General features: G+C 70.0%; 20 protein-coding genes. 5 read left to right on the top strand and 15 right to left on the bottom strand.

What is annotated here, in order from left to right; all coding sequences use genetic code 11:
* Positions 1–132: 132 nt before the first annotated feature.
* The 4 genes from tsaE to OG870_RS28355 all read right to left on the bottom strand — a co-directional run bounded on the left by tsaE (position 133) and on the right by OG870_RS28355 (position 4,139).
* On the bottom strand, positions 133–645 hold the full coding sequence (gene tsaE, locus OG870_RS28370) for a tRNA (adenosine(37)-N6)-threonylcarbamoyltransferase complex ATPase subunit type 1 TsaE (protein ID WP_266589407.1): 513 nt from the start codon (positions 643–645) through the stop codon (positions 133–135).
* Positions 611–1,852: an alpha/beta fold hydrolase gene (locus OG870_RS28365; protein ID WP_266519739.1), complete on the bottom strand. Its 1,242-nt coding sequence runs from the start codon at positions 1,850–1,852 to the stop codon at positions 611–613. The genes tsaE and OG870_RS28365 overlap by 35 nt, the downstream gene beginning before the upstream one ends.
* Positions 1,853–2,027: 175 nt before the next feature.
* Positions 2,028–3,197, bottom strand: coding sequence for an alanine racemase (alr, locus tag OG870_RS28360; RefSeq protein WP_327691677.1), 1,170 nt, complete (start codon positions 3,195–3,197; stop codon positions 2,028–2,030).
* A gap of 45 nt (positions 3,198–3,242) precedes the next feature.
* Positions 3,243–4,139 carry a L,D-transpeptidase family protein gene (locus tag OG870_RS28355; protein WP_266519734.1) on the bottom strand — a complete coding sequence of 299 codons (897 nt, stop codon included), beginning with the start codon at positions 4,137–4,139 and terminating at the stop codon, positions 3,243–3,245.
* Between the two features lie 141 nt (positions 4,140–4,280).
* Here OG870_RS28355 and OG870_RS28350 point away from each other — a divergent pair, with 141 nt between their 5' ends.
* On the top strand, positions 4,281–4,658 hold the full coding sequence (locus OG870_RS28350; RefSeq protein WP_266519731.1) for a VOC family protein: 378 nt from the start codon (positions 4,281–4,283) through the stop codon (positions 4,656–4,658).
* A 56-nt stretch (positions 4,659–4,714) separates the two neighbouring features.
* Here the strand turns inward: OG870_RS28350 and OG870_RS28345 are convergent, their stop codons facing one another.
* Both OG870_RS28345 and OG870_RS28340 read right to left on the bottom strand, forming a co-directional pair.
* Positions 4,715–6,193: an NAD(P)H-hydrate dehydratase gene (locus OG870_RS28345; RefSeq protein ID WP_266589405.1), complete on the bottom strand. Its 1,479-nt coding sequence runs from the start codon at positions 6,191–6,193 to the stop codon at positions 4,715–4,717.
* A gap of 46 nt (positions 6,194–6,239) precedes the next feature.
* A complete protein-coding gene (locus OG870_RS28340; RefSeq protein ID WP_266519727.1) occupies positions 6,240–6,611 on the bottom strand; it encodes a holo-ACP synthase in 372 nt (123 codons plus the stop codon).
* Between the two features lie 164 nt (positions 6,612–6,775).
* On the opposite strand from OG870_RS28340, the gene OG870_RS28335 reads away from it, so the two are divergent.
* Positions 6,776–7,135 (top strand): hypothetical protein, encoded by a 360-nt coding sequence (locus OG870_RS28335; protein ID WP_266519725.1) that lies wholly within the window; start codon positions 6,776–6,778, stop codon positions 7,133–7,135.
* A 106-nt stretch (positions 7,136–7,241) separates the two neighbouring features.
* On the opposite strand, the gene glmS is transcribed toward OG870_RS28335, so the two are convergent.
* On the bottom strand, positions 7,242–9,089 hold the full coding sequence (gene glmS / locus OG870_RS28330; RefSeq protein WP_327691676.1) for a glutamine--fructose-6-phosphate transaminase (isomerizing): 1,848 nt from the start codon (positions 9,087–9,089) through the stop codon (positions 7,242–7,244).
* A gap of 142 nt (positions 9,090–9,231) precedes the next feature.
* Here glmS and coaA point away from each other — a divergent pair, with 142 nt between their 5' ends.
* Positions 9,232–10,221 carry a type I pantothenate kinase gene (coaA, locus tag OG870_RS28325; RefSeq protein WP_266519720.1) on the top strand — a complete coding sequence of 330 codons (990 nt, stop codon included), beginning with the start codon at positions 9,232–9,234 and terminating at the stop codon, positions 10,219–10,221.
* A gap of 106 nt (positions 10,222–10,327) precedes the next feature.
* Positions 10,328–11,275 carry a DUF389 domain-containing protein gene (locus OG870_RS28320; RefSeq protein ID WP_327691675.1) on the top strand — a complete coding sequence of 316 codons (948 nt, stop codon included), beginning with the start codon at positions 10,328–10,330 and terminating at the stop codon, positions 11,273–11,275.
* Here OG870_RS28320 and OG870_RS28315 read toward each other — a convergent pair.
* The 4 genes from OG870_RS28315 to rplM all read right to left on the bottom strand — a co-directional run bounded on the left by OG870_RS28315 (position 11,272) and on the right by rplM (position 14,505).
* Positions 11,272–11,787: a hypothetical protein gene (locus OG870_RS28315; RefSeq protein ID WP_266519711.1), complete on the bottom strand. Its 516-nt coding sequence runs from the start codon at positions 11,785–11,787 to the stop codon at positions 11,272–11,274. The two genes, OG870_RS28320 and OG870_RS28315, sit on opposite strands and share 4 nt — an antisense overlap.
* Before the next feature lie 131 nt (positions 11,788–11,918).
* On the bottom strand, positions 11,919–13,277 hold the full coding sequence (gene glmM / locus OG870_RS28310) for a phosphoglucosamine mutase (RefSeq protein WP_266519709.1): 1,359 nt from the start codon (positions 13,275–13,277) through the stop codon (positions 11,919–11,921).
* A gap of 214 nt (positions 13,278–13,491) precedes the next feature.
* Positions 13,492–14,019 carry a 30S ribosomal protein S9 gene (gene rpsI / locus OG870_RS28305; RefSeq protein WP_266519707.1) on the bottom strand — a complete coding sequence of 176 codons (528 nt, stop codon included), beginning with the start codon at positions 14,017–14,019 and terminating at the stop codon, positions 13,492–13,494.
* A gap of 42 nt (positions 14,020–14,061) precedes the next feature.
* On the bottom strand, positions 14,062–14,505 hold the full coding sequence (gene rplM / locus OG870_RS28300) for a 50S ribosomal protein L13 (protein ID WP_266519704.1): 444 nt from the start codon (positions 14,503–14,505) through the stop codon (positions 14,062–14,064).
* Positions 14,506–14,826: 321 nt separating this feature from the next.
* On the opposite strand from rplM, the gene OG870_RS28295 reads away from it, so the two are divergent.
* Entirely contained in the window at positions 14,827–15,714 is an 888-nt protein-coding gene (locus tag OG870_RS28295) for a hypothetical protein (protein ID WP_266519701.1), read from the top strand.
* Between the two features lie 4 nt (positions 15,715–15,718).
* Here the strand turns inward: OG870_RS28295 and truA are convergent, their stop codons facing one another.
* The 4 genes from truA to rpsK all read right to left on the bottom strand — a co-directional run bounded on the left by truA (position 15,719) and on the right by rpsK (position 18,972).
* Positions 15,719–16,573, bottom strand: a complete 855-nt coding sequence (gene truA / locus OG870_RS28290) for a tRNA pseudouridine(38-40) synthase TruA (protein ID WP_266519700.1) — start codon at positions 16,571–16,573, stop codon at positions 15,719–15,721.
* Between the two features lie 143 nt (positions 16,574–16,716).
* Complete coding sequence (gene rplQ / locus OG870_RS28285; RefSeq protein WP_266519698.1) at positions 16,717–17,226, bottom strand: 50S ribosomal protein L17; 510 nt, start codon at positions 17,224–17,226, stop codon at positions 16,717–16,719.
* A 173-nt stretch (positions 17,227–17,399) separates the two neighbouring features.
* Positions 17,400–18,422, bottom strand: a complete 1,023-nt coding sequence (locus OG870_RS28280; protein ID WP_003966937.1) for a DNA-directed RNA polymerase subunit alpha — start codon at positions 18,420–18,422, stop codon at positions 17,400–17,402.
* Between the two features lie 145 nt (positions 18,423–18,567).
* Positions 18,568–18,972: a 30S ribosomal protein S11 gene (gene rpsK, locus OG870_RS28275; protein ID WP_003956432.1), complete on the bottom strand. Its 405-nt coding sequence runs from the start codon at positions 18,970–18,972 to the stop codon at positions 18,568–18,570.
* Positions 18,973–19,023: the final 51 nt, after the last annotated feature.

Raw genomic sequence — 19,023 nt, 5'->3', positions numbered from 1 at the left:
CCGGGGGCGGACGTAGTTAGGTAGACCTAACTACGAACTGGGTACCATGTGACCACGCACAAGACACCGAAGGCAATATCTTGCCGACGTCTTGTCGGAACGTTCACGCAATGGTGCGGACCCAGGGCGTTCTCAGGCGGTCAGCACGCTCAGGTCCACCGTCGCCCAGCGCTCCCCGAGCCCGTTCACCAGCACGTGCCGGACCTCGTCCGTGGTGTCTCCGACGGCCCGGTGGATGACGACGTGCAGGCGGTCGTCGGTCAGCTCCTCGACCTTGCCCTCGCCCCACTCCACGACGATCACCGAGTCGGACAGCGAGACGTCGAGGTCGAGGTCCTCCATCTCGTCGAGCCCGCCGCCCAGGCGGTACGCGTCGACGTGCACGAGCGGCGGACCGTCGCCCAGCGAAGGATGCACCCGGGCGATCACGAACGTCGGTGACGTGACCGCGCCCCGGACGCCGAGGCCCTCGCCGAGCCCGCGGGTGAGTGTCGTCTTGCCCGCACCGAGCTCGCCGTTGAGCATCACGAGGTCACCGGCGCGCAGCAGTTTGGCGAGGCGGCGGCCCAGGTCCCGCATCTGCTCGGGGGAGGTGACGGTCAGCTCGGTCTCAACCGGGTTGTGCGGTGCTGCTGGTGCTTCCATAGCCACCCACGGTAGCCCCTGCCGGCACGGCACCCGCACGGGTGAGAAGGTCGGCAAGCCGGTCGGTGACCGCTTCCGGGTGTTCCAGCATCACCAGGTGCCCGGCGTCCGGCACCAGCACCAGTTCGGCGTCCGGCAGCAGGTCGGCGATGGCCTCGCTGTGCTCGCTGGGCGTGACGAGGTCGCCGATTCCGGCCAGCACGAGCACCGGCAGTTCCGCGAACCTCGCGAGCGCCGTGGTCTTGTCGTGTTCCGTGAACGCCGGGTAGAACTCGGCGACCACGTCGATCGGCGTGCCCTCGATCATCCGCTCGGCGAACCGCACGATGGCCGGATCGACGTCCCGTGACGCGAACGAGTACCGCTTGATGATCCCGGCGAACAGGTCGGCGGTGGCCCGCCGCCCCTTCTCCACCAGTGCCGCCTGCTGCCCCAGCGCCTTCAGCACTCCGGGCAGGACCCGACGCACCGCGTTGACGCCGGCGACGGGCAGGCCGAAGTTGACCTCGCCGAGCCGCCCGGCCGACGTACCGACGAGGGCGACCGCGACCACCCGGTCACGGATCAGCTCGGGGTAGTGGTCGGCCAGCGCCATCACGGTCATGCCGCCCATGGAGTGCCCGACGAGCACGATCGGTCCCTGTGGAGCGGCCGCGTCGATGACGGCCTTCAGGTCGCGCCCCAGCTGGTCGATGCTGACCGGCACATCGTCCTGCACCTGCTCTATGCCCCGCCCGGACCGCCCGTGGCTGCGCTGGTCCCAGTGCACGGTCCGCACCACGCCGCGCAGGGCCGCGCGCTGGAAGTGCCAGGAGTCCTGGCTGAGGCAGTAGCCGTGGCTGAAGACGACGGTGACGGGAGCGGGCGCCTTGCGCCCGAACAGCCGTCGCCGGCGTGGGCTGAGCGGGGGCACGGCCTCGGGATCGACGTCGTCGACCTCGTAGTACAGCTCGGTGCCGTCGTCGGCCGTCGCCTTGCCGGGGGTGCCGCGCAGCGAGCCGTACGGTCCCGTGGAGTCGAGGGCCAGCCGGGCCTTCTTGCGCATGCCGCGGCCGACGGTGAGCCGCTCCAGGGCGACGCCCGCCGCCGCACCCGCGGCGACCACGCCTATCGCGGCGCCCGCGATGCCGGTGGCCCTGCGCCAGTTCCCGGCCGCCTCGGTGGCGGTGGCGACGACCAGGGCGGCCTCCGCACTGCTCTCGCTCACGTACCGCTCCTCTTCGCCGGATCGCTGCTGCTGTTCACTGGGTCGAGTGATCTAGTTGGTGCAGGTGGTGCAGGTGGTGCTCGATTGTTACCGGACTTGATCGACTGGCGGGTGTTGCCGGTCTTACGGGTGCTGCACTTCTGTCGGGCTGTGTGGCTGTAGCGCCCTTGTGCGGTTACCCCCTTTGTTCCTCATTCACGTAGACGCGGGGAACGCGCTTTCCGATCCGCGTGACGATCTCGTATCCGATGGTTCCCGCGGCCTGCGCCCAGTCCTCGGCGGTGGGCTCGCCTCGGTCGCCGGGCCCGAAGAGCACCGCTTCGGCGCCGGGCGCGGGCTCGTCCCCCCCGAGGTCGACGACGAACTGGTCCATCGCGACCCGTCCCGCGACGGTCCGCCACTTGCCTCCGACCAGCACCGGACCGGTCCCGGAGGCGTGCCGCGGAATGCCGTCGGCGTATCCGACGGGCACGAGTCCGAGGGTCGTCTCACCGGGGGTGATGTAGTGATGCCCGTAACTGACGCCGTGACCCCCGGGGACGTGCTTCACGAGCGCGAGGGACGCCGACAGCGTCATCACCGGCCGCAGTCCGAAGTCGGCCGGGCTGCCGATCTCGGGGCTGGGCGAGATGCCGTAGAGGGCGATCCCGGTCCGTACGAGGTCGAAGTGGGTCTCGGGAAGGGTGAGGGTGGCGGGCGAGTTGGCGATGTGCCGCACCTCGGGCCGCACGCCCCGGTCCTCGGCGTGAGCGAGCATCTCCTGGAAGCGGGTGAGTTGGAGGCCGATGGAGGCGTGCCCCGGCTCGTCGGCGCAGGCGAAGTGCGACCAGAGACCGGTGACGCGGATGAGCCCCTCGGCCTCGGCCTCCAGGGCGGCCGCGACCAGCTCGGTCCAGTCCTTCCCCGGCTGACAGCCGTTGCGCCCCAGTCCCGTGTCGGCCTTGAGCTGTACGCGGGCGGTCAGACCCGCCTCCCGGGCCGCCGCCGTGACCTCCTCCAGCGCCCACATCCCGCTCACCGAAACATCGATGTCGGCCTCGATGGCCTCCCGCCAGGGCCCGCCCGGCGTCCACAGCCAGCACAGGACGCGTCCGGGCAGGCCGGCGGCCCGCAGCGCGAGCGCCTCCTCGGGCGTGGCGGTCCCCAGCCAGGCGGCTCCCGCCTCCACGGCCGCACGGGCACACGGCACGGCTCCATGCCCGTACGCGTCGGACTTGACGACGGCCATGAGGGCAGCGCCCGGCGCGAGGGCGCGCAGGGTCCGCACATTGGCGCGCAGGGCGGCCAGGTCGATCTCGGCGCGGGCACGCAGAGGTGCGATCGGGGCAGCTGGTGTCTCAGTCATGGCGCACCCAGTGTCGCAGAGGGGTCCGACAGTCCCCACGGACGGCTAGGGCCCGGGCCTGCGCCCCCACACGTACACCCGGTCGTTCTTCTTGAGGACGCCCCACAGCTTCCGGGCGTCGGCCACCCGCAGATTGACGCAGCCCCATGAGCCGACGGTGGTGTAGATGCTGCCGTAGACGGCGTGAAAGGCCTGTCCGCCGTCGAAGAACTGGGCATAGGGCATGGGCGAGTTGTAGAGGGTGGACCAGTGGTTCTTGTGCTTCCAGTAGATCCGGTGCCATCCGGTCCGGGTCCGGTGCCCGGCGCGTCCGCTGCGCATGGGGACGGGACCGAACACGACCTTCTTGCCGTTCTGCACCCAGGTCAGCTGCCGGTCGAGGTCCACACAGGCGACGCGGTACTTCCGCACCGGGCACTTCTTCCCGGCGTTGGGGTTCTTCCGGGCGGAGACGAGCTGCATGGTGGCCCAGGTGACGGGTCCGGCGAACCCGGTCGTGGGCTTGACCCGGTGCTTCACCTGGAAGTTCCTGATGGCCCGGCAGTCGGCCGCCGACTGCCTGCCGTCCACCTTCAGCTTCAGCCACCGCTCGACCGCCCGCTGGTAGGGCCCGGTCCGCTTGCTGCACGCCACCTTGCCTGCGGCGTCCTCCAGGGGCACGTACTCGACGAGGTCGTACGTCCCCTCCGCCGCGGCCCGGGGCTCGACGGCGTCCTCCTCGGCGGTGGGCGTGTACGTCTTCGGTGCCAGCACCTGGTCGGGCGTGTCGATCTGCCAGGGCTGATACGGCCCCGGCGCGACACCGGGCACCAGCTCGGCCTCGGGTCCGGGAGCGGCAACGGGCGGCGCGGGGGCGGCCGAGGCGGCGGCGCCCGCGGGGAGGGCGGTGGCCACGGCGAGCAGCACGGCGACACCCCGGTGTGCGATATGTCCGCTGATCATTCAATAAGAGAAGCGCGCAGGGCCGACGGGGCGGGGGCGGCGCGCGGCGAGGTCACCCTTATTGCGGAGCGGTCGTCGTGGTCGAGCAGCGGTCGTCCCGTCCGGTATCCGGTCCTACGCTGGTGACAGGAGGTGGAGGACATGTTGGCCGACACACCGCTCACCGCCGTGATCCCGGCCGGTGACCTCGAAAGGGCCAAGCGTTTCTACGGCGACACGCTCGGCCTCAAGCTCATCGACGACCGGGAGGGAGTCGTGGTCTTCGATTCCGGCGGTACCCGGTTCTCCCTCTACCCGACACCGAGCGGCGGCCGAGCCGCCCACACCCTGGCCGCCTGGACGGTCGACGACCTCGATGCGGAGATGGCCGAACTGCGCGCCCGCGGGGTCACCTTCGAGGAGTACGACCAGCCCGGCCTGAAGACGGTGGACGGCGTGATGGAGGCCTCGGGCATGCGCGGCGCCTGGTTCAAGGACAGCGAGGGGAACATCCTCAGCGTGGTGCAGGACCTCCGGTAGCTGAAGTGGCTGCAGTAGCTGCAGGACATCCGGTGGGCGACGCGCGGGTCCGGCGGTCAGTCCCGTACGTCCCGCCAGGCCGCGGGAATCGCCTCCGCCACGTCGTGCGCCCCCGCCGGTGCCCCGTCGGCCGCGTACCGCCCGGCCAGACCGTGCAGGTACGCCGCCACGCTGCCCGCGTCGAGAGCGGAGAGCCCCGACGCAAGGAGTGACCCGGCAAGTCCCGACAGCACGTCCCCGCTCCCGGCGGTGGCCAGCCACGGCGTCCCCGTCGCGTTGACGCGTACGGCACCGCCGCGCGCGTCGGCGACCAGCGTCGTCGACCCCTTGAGCAGCACGGTCGCCCCGTAGCGCGAGGCGAGTTCGCGCACCCACCGCAGGCGCGCCCCCTCGACCGTCTCCCGCGAGACCCCCAGCAGCGCCGCGGCCTCACCGGCGTGCGGGGTCATCAGCGTCGGCGCGGTCCGGGCCCGCACGCCGTCGGCGTCGGCGAGCCGCAGCCCATCGGCGTCGACCAGCACGGGCACGTCGGACGACAGCACCTCCCCCACGGCGGACGCGTCGTCCCCGGCCCCGGGTCCCACGACCCAGGCCTGCACGCGTCCGGCGTGCTTCGGCCCCCGGTCCGACACGAGCGTCTCGGGGAACCGGGCGAGCACGGCGTCGCCGGCGGGCCCGACGTACCGCACGGCCCCCGCCCCGCCCCTGAGCGCCCCGGACACGGCGAGCACCGCGGCCCCCGGGTACCGGGCGGATCCGGCGGCGATCCCCACGACCCCCCGCCGGTACTTGTCGCTCTCCCCGCCCGGCATCGGCAGCAGCCGTGCCACATCGGCATGCTGGAGGGCCTCCAGCACCGGCTCCGCGGGCAGTTCGCCCCCGAGTCCGATGTCGACGAGCCGCACGGAACCGGCGTACTCGCGCGCCGGGTCGATCAGCAGCCCCGGCTTGTGCGTGCCGAAGGTGACGGTGAGGTCTGCCCGGACGGCGGCGCCGTGCACCTCGCCCGTGTCGGCGTCGACCCCGCTCGGCAGGTCGACGGCGACGACGGCGGCACGCGACTCGGCGACGCATGCCGCCAACTGCGCGGCCCCGGGCCTGAGTCCGCCCCTGCCGCCGATCCCGACGATGCCGTCGACGACGAGATCGGCCCGCAGGACCGCCTCCTCGACGGCATCGACGCCTGCAGTGGCAGCGGCACCCGCGGCCGGGCCCGCTGCCGCACCGACGACCCGGCCTCCGGCCCGCAGCAGCGCCGCGAGCCCTGCGGCGTGGGCCCGTTCGGGCGTGAGCAGCACGGCGGCGACCCCGGCACCGCGCCGGGCAAGGCGGGCACCGGCGTACAGGGCGTCACCGCCGTTGTCCCCACTGCCGACGAGCAGCACGACCCGGCTGCCGTACACCCGCCCGAGCAGGTCGGCGCAGGCGGCGGCCAGCCCGGCGGCGGCGCGCTGCATCAGCGCCCCGTCGGGAAGCCGCGCCATCAGCGCATCCTCGGCCGTCCTTACCGTCTCCACGCTGTACGCAGTACGCATGGGGTCGAGTCTCTCCCGGAAGCGGGCGCGCCCGCACGTGGGCCGGTCAGCCTTCCGCGACCACCACGGCCGAGGCCACGCCGGCGTCATGGCTGAGCGACACGTGCCAGGACTGCACGCCCAGCTCCGCCGCGCGCGCCGCCACCGTCCCGCTGACCCGCAGCCGCGGCCGCCCGCTGTCCTCGACGAACACCTCGGCGTCCGTCCACAGCAGACCGGGCGGCGCACCGAGCGCCTTGGCCAGTGCCTCCTTGGCGGCGAACCGGGCGGCGAGCGAGGCGACCCCTCGGCGCTCCCCGCTGGGCAGCAGCAACTCGCTCTCCACAAAGAGGCGTTGGGCCAGGCCGGGCGTCCGCTTCAGCGACGCCTCGAACCGGTCGATCTCCGCCACGTCGATACCGACGCCGATGATGCTCATGGCGAGCACCCTACGAGGAGAGCGGGCCACGGCCCCGCCGGACGGGGCCAACCAGCCCTCGCCGCCCCCAAGATCATGACGAACACCCGCCCCCCGTAGTCTTCGTCCTGACTGGCGATCCGTGAGTCCGCGGACGCCTTTGCACGCAACGGGAGGACACAGCCTTGAAGTTCAGGTCCCTGGGCACGGCGCTCGCCACCGCCGCCCTCATCGGTACGGCCCTCACCGGCACCGTCGCCACCGCCGGCATGGCCGCCGCGGCGACGACTCCGGACTGCAGCAGCGCGCTGACCAACGTCAAGCCCAAGGAAACCGTCAATCTCCGCTCCTCGCCCAAGACGAGCGCCACGGCCCTCGGCACCTGGGGCAAGGGCGCGAAGGGCGGGATCTGCACCAGCGACGGCAAGCCCGTCAAGGGCGGCTCCTACACGGCCTGCGGCAAGACGAGCGACAAGTGGTTCTACGGCGGTCCCGACAGCTCCAGCGTGGAGGGTTGGGTCCCGGCGACCTGCCTGCCCATCTGACCGCAGAACGAATGACCGCATGACCGCGTGACCGCGTAGCCAAGGGGCGAACGACACCCAGCCGTTCGCCCCTTTTCCTACGCTCCGCTCACGCCGCTCACCCCGCTCACTCCACCGTCACCGACTTCGCCAGGTTCCGGGGCTGGTCCACCTCGTTGCCGCGAGCCGTCGCCAGCTCGCACGCGAACACCTGGAGCGGCACGGTGGCGACGAGCGGCTGCAGCAGGGTGGGCGTGGCCGGAATCCGGACCAGATGGTCGGCGTACGGCACGACCGCCTCGTCGCCCTCCTCCGCGATCACGATCGTCCGCGCCCCTCGTGCCCGGATCTCCTGAATGTTGGAGACGATCTTGTCGTGGAGCACGGACCGCCCCCGGGGTGACGGCACGACCACCACCACCGGCAGATCGGGCTCGATCAACGCGATCGGCCCGTGCTTCAGCTCCCCCGCCGCGAACCCTTCGGCATGCATGTACGCCAGCTCCTTGAGCTTCAGCGCACCCTCCAGCGCGACCGGATACCCGACGTGCCGCCCCAGGAACAGCACCGTGTTCTTGTCGGCGAGGGAACGCGCCAGCGCCCGTACCGGCTCCATCGTGTCCAGCACCCGCTCCACCGCGCCGGAGATCCGCGACAGATCCCGGATGACGGCCCCGATCTCGTCGCCCCACTTGGTGCCCCGCACCTGCCCCAGATACAGCGCCACCAGATAGCAGGCGACCAACTGCGTCAGGAACGCCTTGGTCGAGGCGACGGCCACCTCCGGCCCGGCATGCGTGTAGAGCACCGCGTCCGACTCCCGCGGGATCGTCGAGCCGTTGGTGTTGCAGATCGCGAGGACATGGGAGCCCTGCTCTCGGGCGTGCCGGACGGCCATCAGCGTGTCCATGGTCTCGCCGGACTGCGAGATCGCGATCACCAGCGATTTCGGTCCCAGGATCGGATCCCGGTAGCGGAACTCGCTCGCCAGCTCCACCTCGCACGGGATCCGCGTCCAGTGCTCGATGGCGTACTTGGCGATCATCCCGGCGTGGAAGGCCGTACCGCACGCGACAACGACGACCTTGTCGACCTCCCGCAGCACCCCCGGCGGGATCCGCACCTCGTCCAGCGTCAGCGAACCGGCCGCGTCGATGCGCCCCAGCAGCGTGTCGGCGACCGCCTTGGGCTGCTCGGCGATCTCCTTGAGCATGAAGTAGTCGTAGCCGCCCTTCTCCGCGGCCGACGCGTCCCAGTCGATGTGGAACGACCGGACGTCCGCGGGCCGCCCGTCGAAGCCGGTCACCGTCACGCCGTCCCGCCGCAGCTCGACGACCTGGTCCTGGCCCAGCTCCAGGGCGGAGCGGGTGTGGGCGATGAACGCGGCGACGTCCGAGGCGAGAAAGGCCTCACCCTCCCCGACGCCCACCACCAGCGGGGAGTTGCGCCGCGCCCCCACCACCACGTCCGGCTCGTCCGCGTGCACCGCGACCAGCGTGAACGCCCCCTCCAGCCGCCGGCACACCAGCCGCATCGCCTCCGCGAGATCGGCGGTCAGGGAGTACTCCTCGGCGAGCAGATGCGCGACGGCCTCGGTGTCCGTCTCGGAGGTGAGTTCATGCCCGCGCTCCGCCAGTTCGGCTCTCAGAGCGGCGAAGTTCTCGATGATCCCGTTGTGCACGACGGCGACCCGACCCGCGTTGTCGAGGTGCGGATGGGCGTTGGCGTCCGTCGGCCCCCCGTGTGTGGCCCACCGTGTGTGCCCGATTCCCGTGCTCCCCGTCGGCAGGGGTCGCTCCACCAGCTCCTTCTCCAGGTTGACGAGCTTCCCGGCCCGCTTCGCTGCGGCGAGCCCGCCGTCCGCGGGCACCGCAACGCCCGCCGAGTCGTAACCCCGGTACTCCAGCCGCTTCAGCCCGGCCATGACGACCTCGAGCGCAGACTGCGGCCCCACGTATCCCACGATTCCGCACATGCGCGGCAGCCTACGGTCCGACGCCCGCCGAAAAGAGGCTCTCCCTGCCCGAAATCGGAAATTCCCACGGTCGTACGCCACCCCGAAGCGAACGTGACGGACCCCACCCACCACCCCGTTCAAACTCCGTTAACAATGGACTGTGATCTCTCCGGTCTCCTCGATACCCCGGAGCGCCCACCGGCACAGGCCGGAGGCGACTCCCTACGTCGACCTCACCCGAGCCGAGTGGAGCGCGCTGCGCGAGAAGACGCCGCTGCCGCTCACCGCCGAGGAGGTCGAGAGGCTGCGCGGCCTGGGCGATGTCATCGACCTCGACGAGGTGCGGGACATCTACCTGCCGCTCTCCCGCCTCCTCAACCTCTACATCGGCGCCACGGACGGCCTGCGCGGCGCCCTGAACACCTTCCTCGGCGAACAGGGCTCCCAGTCGGGCACCCCGTTCGTGATAGGCGTCGCGGGTTCGGTCGCCGTAGGAAAGTCCACCGTCGCGCGTCTCCTCCAGGCGCTGCTCTCCCGCTGGCCGGAACACCCGCGCGTCGAACTCGTCACGACCGACGGATTCCTGCTCCCCACCAGGGAGTTGCAGGCCCGCGGACTGATGTCGCGGAAGGGTTTCCCCGAGTCCTACGACCGCCGGGCCCTCACCCGCTTCGTCGCCGACATCAAGGCCGGCAAGGACGAGGTGACGGCCCCGGTCTACTCCCACCTCATCTACGACATCGTCCCCGACCAGCGGCTGACGGTCCGCCGCCCCGACATCCTCATCGTCGAGGGCCTGAACGTCCTGCAGCCCGCCCTCCCGGGCAAGGACGGCCGCACCCGCGTCGGTCTCGCCGACTACTTCGACTTCAGTGTGTACGTCGACGCCCGCACCGAGGACATCGAGCGCTGGTACCTCAACCGCTTCCGCAGGCTGCGCGAGACGGCCTTCCAGAACCCGTCCTCGTACTTCCGCAAGTACACCCAGGTCTCCGAGGAGGAGGCCCTCGACTACGCGGGCACGATGTGGCGCACCATCAACAAGCCCAACCTGGTGGAGAACATCGCCCCCACCCGCGGCCGGGCCACCCTGGTCGTCCGCAAGGGCCCGGACCACAAGGTGCAGCGCCTGAGCCTGCGCAAACTGTGACGGCCAGGGGTGTCCGGCGGATCAGGTCGGCCATGAGGTGCGGCACCCCCGGACCAGATCCCGCGACGCCGAGCCAGATCCGCCGGACACCCCCTAAGGTGCGGCCATGCTGCACCTGCGCCTGATCACACCCTCCGACACGACCGACGACGCGGTCCGCCTGATCGAGCGGACGGTCGGCACCACGCATCTCGTCGTGCTGCCGGGAGCCGCCCGCAACCCCCCGGGGGACGTGGTGATGTGCGACGTGGCGCGCGAGGCGGGCGACGAACTCCTCACCGGCCTGCAGCAGTTGGGCATCGAGCAGACCGGTTCCATCGCCGTCGAGAACATCGACCTGTCGCTGTCCAGGCGCGCGGACAAGGCGGAGGAGGAAGCACCCGGCGAGGGCGCCGACGCGGTCCTGTGGGAGCACCTCACGGACGCGACGCACGAGGAGTCGACGCTCTCCATCACCTACGTCGCCTTCATCACGCTCGCCACGATGATCGCGGCCTGCGGTGTCGTGCTCGACAACGCGATCCTGATCGTGGGCGCGATGGCGGTGGGCCCGGAGTTCGGCCCGCTGGCGGGTTTCTGCACGGCCCTGGTGCAGCGCCATCCGCGCCTCGCCCTGCGCTCCCTGACCGCCCTGCTCGTCGGCTTCGCCGTCGCGATGCTGGTGACGGTCGGCTTCACGTACTTCATGGACGCCGTGGACCTGTTCACCAAGGTCCAGCTGGCGGCCGCACGCCCCAACACCCACTTCATCTACCGGCCCGACGCGTTCTCCTTCGTCGTGGCCGTCCTGGCCGGCATCGCCGGCACCCTCTCGCTGACCTCGGCGAAGTCGGGCCTGCTGGTCGGCGTGGCCATCTCGGTCACCACGGTCCCCGCTGCGGCGAACGCAGCGGTGGCCTTCGCCTACGGCGAGTACGGACAGGCCTGGGGCTCCACAGGCCAGCTCCTCCTGAACCTGCTGGGCATCGTCCTGGCAGGCACCCTGACGCTACTGGCCCAGAAGTGGCTCTGGGCCAGACAGCGCGAGCGTACGGCGAAGGCCGGAGGACTCTAGAACTGCCTTTCGCAGTCTCCGGCGATGGTGTCGCCGGGGTCGGCGAACACCGTGTCGGTGCCGCCGTTGCAGGTCACCGTGTCACCGCCTGCGTTGTCCTCGACGCCGATCGTGTCGTTGCCGCCGTTCGTGGTCACCGAGTCGATGCCCGTGCCGGCGTCGACGGTGACGTTGACCGGAACGTTGGCCACGGCGCTGTCATTCTGGTCGCCCAGCGCTATCGCGAGCCGGGTGCCGCTGATGCTGCCGCAGTCGGCGGTGGTGGCGTTCAGCCGGGTGCAGCCCGGGCCGATCGCGATGCCCGTGGTGTCCGAGAGGATCACATGCGTGCCGGAAACCGTGGCCGAGACATTGTTCTGCACACCGGCGCGCGCCTGGAGCCCGACGAGGCCGCCGAAGATGCGGAACGCGGTGGAGCCCGGTGTCGCGGCCTCGGCCGGGGTGGCGAACGGAACGACGACGAGACCCGCGGCCAGGACCGGACCGGCCGCTCGCCTCAGGGTGCTGCTCACGATCTTCATGCTGGGTTTCTCCCTTGCGTCGAGGCAGGGCGCCACTCATGACTCCCTCGACGCAAGTGAACAACCAGCAATCAGACGTGCGCTCTCTGTTACGTTCATTCGGGTGACGGAGCCCGGCGGAACTAACCCAGCGCGGACTTCACCACATCCGCCAGCCGCTCGGCGACAGACCGAGCCTGATCGATGTCCGCGGCCTCGACCATCACCCGCACCAACGGCTCCGTTCCGGACGGCCGCAGCAACACCCGCCCGGTGGACCCGAGTTCACGCTCCGCGTCGGACACCGCCGCCGCGAGCTCCGCGGACGTCTTCACCCGCGACCTGTCCACGTCCGGCACGTTGATGAGCACCTGCGGCAACCGCTCCATCACGGACGCCAGATCCCGCAGCGTCCGACCGCTCTCGGCGACCCGGGCCGCCAGCATGAGTCCGGTCAGCGTGCCGTCACCGGTCGTCGCGTGGTCGAGGATGATCACGTGCCCGGACTGCTCGCCCCCGAGCGCGTACCCGTGCTCCTTCATCTCCTCCAGGACGTAACGGTCACCGACCGCCGTCTGGACGAGGCTGAGCCCTTCCCGCTCCAGCGCCAGCTTGAAGCCCAGGTTGGACATGACCGTCGCGACAACGGTGTCCTCGCGCAGTACGGAACGCTCACGCATGGCCAGCGCGATGACGGCCAGGATCTGGTCCCCGTCGACCTCCGCACCGGTGTGGTCCACGGCGAGGCATCGGTCGGCGTCACCGTCGTGCGCGATACCGAGCGCGGCCCCGTGCTCGACGACCGCGGCCTTGAGTTTGTCCAGATGGGTCGATCCGCAGCCGTCGTTGATGTTGAGCCCGTCCGGCTCGGCACCGATCGTGATCACGTCGGCGCCGGCGCGCGAGAACGCCTCCGGCGAGACCCGGGAGGCAGCTCCGTGCGCCTCGTCGAGGACGATCTTCAGCCCGTCCAGACGGTTCGGGAGCACGGCGATGAGGTGGGCGACGTACTGGTCGAACCCTTCGTCGTACGACCGCACGCGCCCGACGCCCGCGCCCGTGGGCCGCTGCCAGGGCTCACCGTGGCGGTGGGAGTCGTAGACGGCCTCGATCCTGTCCTCGAGCTCGTCGTCGAGCTTGTGCCCGCCACGCGCGAGGAACTTGACGCCGTTGTCGGGCATGGCGTTGTGGCTCGCCGAGAGCATGACGCCGAGGTCGGCGCCGAGCGCTCCCGTGAGATACGCCACCGCCGGAGTGGGCAGCACACCGACGCGCAGGACGTCCACGCCCGCGCTGGCGAGGCCGGCGACCACGGCGGCTTCCAGGAACTCCCCTGAGGCACGCGGGTCCCGTCCGACGACCGCCGTCGCCCGGTGGCCCTGGAAGGAGCCCGCCTCGGCCAGTACGTGCGCCGCGGCAACGGAGAGGCCGAGCGCCATCTCCGCCGTCAGGTCCGCGTTGGCGACACCGCGCACGCCGTCCGTGCCGAAGAGTCGTCCCACTTGTCCTCCTGAGGAAGCGTCAGTTTCGAAAGCCGGTGCTGCTGCAGCTCGCACACGCGACTCCCGCATCCCAGGCATTCCATGCCTGAGCATCCGATCACACAAGCCTTTGAGCCTCTTGTGCCGTTATACGCCCCAGCTTGTGATAAACGAACGCCCCGACAGCACTGTGGCGTGCCGCCGGGGCGTTCGGAGTGCGTACAGGCAGCAGCGATTAACGCTTGCTGTACTGCGGAGCCTTACGGGCCTTCTTCAGACCGGCCTTCTTGCGCTCGACCGCACGGTCGTCGCGGCGGAGGTAGCCGGCCTTCTTCAGGGCGCCGCGGTTGTTGTCCACGTCGGCCTCGTTCAGGGCGCGGGCCACGCCGAGGCGCAGGGCACCGGCCTGGCCGGAGACGCCGCCACCCGAGATGCGGGCGATGACGTCGTAGCGGCCGTCGAGCTCGAGCACCTTGAAGGGCTCGTTGACTTCCTGCTGGTGGACCTTGTTCGGGAAGTAGTCCTCGAGCGTGCGCCCGTTGACCTTCCACTTGCCGGTGCCCGGGACGATCCGGACGCGGGCGATGGCGTTCTTGCGACGGCCCAGGCCGGCGGCCGGCTGCGGGTCGCCGAAGCGGGACGCCACGGACTCCGAGGTGTACTCGCCCTCGACGGGGACCTCGGACTCGGTGGTGTAGCTCTCGATGTCGGCCAGCTCGGTCTCGGTCTCTTCGACCGGCTGCTCAACGGTGGTCTCGGCCACGATGCTCCTCAGATTCTCTTCAGTCTTAGGGGGTGGCCGGACTTACTGCGCGACCTGGGTGATCTCGAACGGCACCGGCTGCTGCGCAGCGTGCGGGTGCACATCGCCCGAGTAGACCTTCAGCTTGGTGAGCATCTGACGGCCCAGGGTGTTCTTGGGGAGCATGCCCTTGACGGCCTTCTCGACGGCCTTCTCGGGGTTCTTGTCCAGCAGCTCGTCGTAACGGACCGAGCGCAGACCACCCGGGTAGCCGGAGTGGCGGTAAGCCATCTTCTGGGTCCGCTTGTTGCCGGAGAGGTGCACCTTGTCGGCGTTGATGATGATGACGAAGTCACCGGTGTCGACGTGAGGGGCGTAGATCGGCTTGTGCTTGCCCCGCAGAAGGGACGCGGCGGTCGTGGCGAGACGACCCAGGACGACGTCCTGAGCGTCGATGACGTGCCACTGGCGCGTCACATCGCCGGGCTTGGGGCTGTACGTACGCACGGTTCGTAGCCTTCGCTTCGAGTGAATGGTCCTGAACAGGTCACCGAAACGATCACGACAGCCTGAGCCACTGCGGCGACGCATACCGCGTACGTGGGGTCGCTGGTCATCGGCCCGGTGGACCGGTGTAAGGGCCCGTCCCGTGAGAATGAGCAAGCCAATACACAACGAAGAAGCAGAATACCTGCCCAGGCCCGAACGGGTCAAAACGAGGTCGCCACGCACCACGGAGACCGAGATGTGCATCCCTGCCGGAAAGGTCCCCGTCGGCCTTGCGGGAGCCACATCAGCACCCTCCGGCCCCCGTCTAAGATGCGCCCCATGAGCTATGGGCAGCAGGGGGGACCCCCGTCGCAGTGGGACCCCTGGAAACCGAACTCCCAGCAGCCGTGGACCAGCGGCAGCGACGGCCCCACCCCGGACTGGGCGGCGCTCGCCGAGGCGTCCGAGACACGCAACAAGCGGCGTCGGCTGCTGTTCATCGGCGGCGGCGCGGTCGCCACCATCGCGATAGGCACCGCCGTAGCCATGGCCGTCGTGTCGGCGAACGGCGACAACCGGGCCTCGGGCGACCCGACCAACGTACCGGCGAGCGGGTCCATCCCGAGCAGCAGCGCGACGGCCCCCTCGTTCGCGCCGACAAGCGCCCCTCCCCCGCTGGACCCGAAGGACTTCGTCTCCAGCAAGACCAAGGACACGGCCCCCCTCAGCACGGAGACCCTCTTCCCGGGCAAGCAGCTGACCGTCACGGGTTCGACCGTGTACAAGAAGGGCGCGACGTCCGACACGAAGAAGTGCTCCTCGGCCGTCAAGGGCAGCTACGCCAACCTCCTCACCTCCAACGGCTGCACCCGCCTGCTGCGCGCCACGTACACGAAGGACGGCGTCGCGGTGACGGTCGGCGTGGCCGTCTTCGACACGCAGGCACAGGCGACCAAGGTCAAGACCACCGCGGACAAGCAGGGCTTCATGCAACCGCTGTCCGGCGCCGGCGTGAAGACGTTCTGCGACGGCGCGAAGTGCCGTATGACGACCAACTCCTACGGCCGCTACGCCTACTTCACGACCACCGGCTTCACCAATGGCAAGGACGTCACGAACGCGAGCACGGCGGCGTTCAAGGGCGGCGACGACCTGGCGCAGTTCGTTTTCAGCCAGATCCGCCGCCGGGGCGAGACCCAGGCATCGGCCGCGGCACTCGCCCAGTAGGCCCTCAGCAGCAGCCGGCACCCGGCAGCGACCGCTTGTTCCGCGCCTCCTTGCTGCGCGCGGCGAGCAGTTCGTCGGCCGGGTAGCCGACCTCTTCCAGGGTCAGGCCGTGCGGCCGTACGACATGCACGGCCGAGTCGCGTACGCCGGCCGCGAGGACCTTTCCCGGCCAGTCCGGCTCGCGGTGCCCGTCCCCCACGAACAGCAGCGCCCCGATCAGGGACCGCACCATGTTGTGGCAGAAGGCGTCGGCCCGCACGGTGGCCGTGATGATCCCGTCGGCCCCTCGCTCCAGGCTCAGCCGCTGCAGCGTACGGATGGTGGTCGCGCCCTCCCGCTTCTTGCAGTAGGCGGCGAAGTCGTGCTCGCCCAGCAGCCGTTGGGCCGCCTCGTTCATGGCGTCGACGTCGAGCGGCCAGTCGTGCCACAGGACGTGATTGCGCAGCAGCGGGTCCACTCCGCCGGGGTTGTCGGTGACCCGGTACGCGTAGCGCCGCCAGACGGCCGAGAAACGGGCGTTGAAGCCGCTGGGAGCCTCCCGGAGCGCCCACACCCGCACATCCCTCGGCAGCCGCCCGGCAAGCCGCTTGAGCAGCTTGTCGTGGTGCGCTCCCCAGACCTCCCGGGGCAGATCGACATGGGCCACCTGCCCCCGCGCATGCACCCCGGCATCGGTCCGCCCGGCCACGGTCAGCTCATACGTCTCCCGCGACCGCGTCACGGTCCGCAGGGCATCCTCGATCTCCCCCTGCACGGTCCGCCTGCCACCGGCCTGCTTCGCCCACCCGGAGAACTCGCTCCCGTCGTACGACAGATCAAGCCGCACACGTACGAACCCGGGCCCTGCTTCGTCACTCACCCAGAGATCCTCTCACCCACACAAAAGCGGGCCCGCTCCTGAAAAGGAACGGGCCCACTGAGCGCCCCGTGAGGGGCGCGGGGAAGTGCGCGATCAGCCACGACGAACCCGCAGCCGCCGACCGAACAGCTCCCCGCAGACGCTTACGCGTCCTTGGTCTCCTCGGCGGGAGCCTCGGCCTCGTCGGCCTTGGTCACGTCGACCTTGGCGTCCTCGGCAACCGGAGCAGCCTCGGCGTCCTTGGCCGCACGCTTCGTCGCGGCCTCCGCCTCACCAGTCGCCTGCTGCGCAACCGTCAGCGCCTCGACCAGCTCGATGACAGCCATGGGCGCGTTGTCGCCACGGCGGTTACCGATCTTGGTGATGCGGGTGTAGCCACCCGGACGGTTCTCGTAGCGCGGGCCGATCTCGGTGAAGAGCGTGTGGACGATGCTCTTGTCCGTGATGACCTGCAGCACCTGGCGGCGGTTGTGAAGGTCGCCCTTCTTCGCCTTGGTGACCAGACGCTCGGCGTACGGACGAAGGCGGCGGGCCTTCGCCTCGGTGGTGGTGATACGACCGTGCTCGAAGAGCGACTTCGCGAGGTTCGCGAGGAGCAGCTTCTCGTGCGCGGCGCTGCCGCCCAGACGGGCACCCTTGGTGGGCTTCGGCATTGTTCTTCTCCTGTGTGTCTGCCCCGGCCGTATCAGGTACCGGGGTCAGTATCCGAGCAGGCGGCCGCCTGTCGGAGATCCAGGCCCCCGAAGGGGCCTGGAAGGGGCGCGGGGAACTGCGCGATCAAGCACAGCGCACCCGCGGCCAGGAACCGGCAATCGGTCCCGAGTTCTTAGTACTGCTCGGTCTCGACGAACCCGGCGTCCGCGTCGTCGTCCGCGCCGAAGGCGTCCGCAGCGGCCGTGGGGTCGAATCCGGGCGGGCTGTCCTTCAGGGCCAGGCCCATGCCGGCCAGCTTCGCCTTGACCTCGTCGATGGACTTCGCACCGAAGTTGCGGATGTCCAGCAGGTCGGCCTCGGAACGAGCCACGAGCTCACCCACGGAGTGGATGCCCTCGCGCTTGAGGCAGTTGTACGACCGAACGGTGAGCTCCAGCTCCTCGATCGGCAGCGCCAGGTCGGCGGCAAGGGCGGCGTCCGTCGGGGACGGGCCCATGTCGATGCCCTCGGCGTCGATGTTCAGCTCGCGGGCGAGACCGAACAGCTCGACCAGGGTCTTACCGGCCGAGGCCATGGCGTCACGCGGACGCATCGCCTGCTTGGTCTCGACGTCGACGATCAGCTTGTCGAAGTCGGTGCGCTGCTCGACACGGGTCGCCTCGACCTTGTACGTGACCTTCAGCACGGGGCTGTAGATGGAGTCGACCGGGATACGGCCGATCTCCTGGCCCACCTGCTTGTTCTGCACGGCGGAGACATAACCGCGGCCACGCTCGACCGTCAGCTCCATCTCCAGCTTGCCCTTGCCGTTGAGCGTGGCGAGGACCAGGTCGGGGTTGTGCACCTCGACACCGGCCGGCGGCGCGATGTCGGCGGCGGTGACCAGACCCGGACCCTGCTTGCGCAGGTACATCACGACCGGCTCGTCGTGCTCCGAGGAGACGACGAGCTGCTTGATGTTGAGGATCAGGTCGGTGACGTCCTCCTTGACGCCCGGCACGGTGGTGAACTCGTGCAGGACACCGTCGATACGGATGGACGTGACCGCCGCACCCGGGATCGACGAGAGGAGCGTACGGCGCAGGGAGTTGCCGAGGGTGTAGCCGAAGCCCGGCTCCAGCGGCTCGATCACGAACCGGGAGCGGAACTCGTCGACGACCTCTTCGGTCAACGAGGGACGCTGAGCGATCAGCATGTGTGGATCAGATCCTTCTTTCGTGGACGCCCGCTATTTGACGCCCGACGGAAACCGCACCTGGTGAGAAGTGCGGGTATTGCAAGGGTACGGGCGATACGGCATTACAGAGCCGTACCGCCCGAATCCTCAAAGCAACCGTGCGTCAGACGCGGCGACGCTTCGGCGGACGGCAGCCGTTGTGGGGGGTCGGGGTGACGTCCTGGATGGAGCCGACCTCGAGGCCCGTGGCCTGCAGGGAGCGGATCGCGGTCTCACGACCGGAACCCGGGCCCTTCACGAACACGTCGACCTTGCGCATGCCGTGCTCCTGGGCGCGACGGGCAGCCGACTCGGCGGCCATCTGCGCGGCGAACGGCGTGGACTTCCGGGAGCCCTTGAAGCCGACGTGGCCGGCGGAGGCCCAGGAGATCACGTTGCCCGACGGGTCCGTGATGGAGACGATCGTGTTGTTGAACGTGCTCTTGATGTGCGCGTGACCGTGAGCGACGTTCTTCTTTTCCTTGCGGCGCACCTTCTTGGCAGCGCCCTGACGACCCTTGGGGGGCATCTACAAACTCCTACGGGGAGGTGGTCGGTCCTACAGCGAAGACCGCTGGTG

It is taken from the genome of Streptomyces sp. NBC_00461 (genome assembly GCF_036013935.1).
Classification (GTDB): Bacteria; Actinomycetota; Actinomycetes; order Streptomycetales; family Streptomycetaceae; genus Streptomyces.
This window is presented reverse-complemented; position numbering and strand designations above follow the sequence as displayed.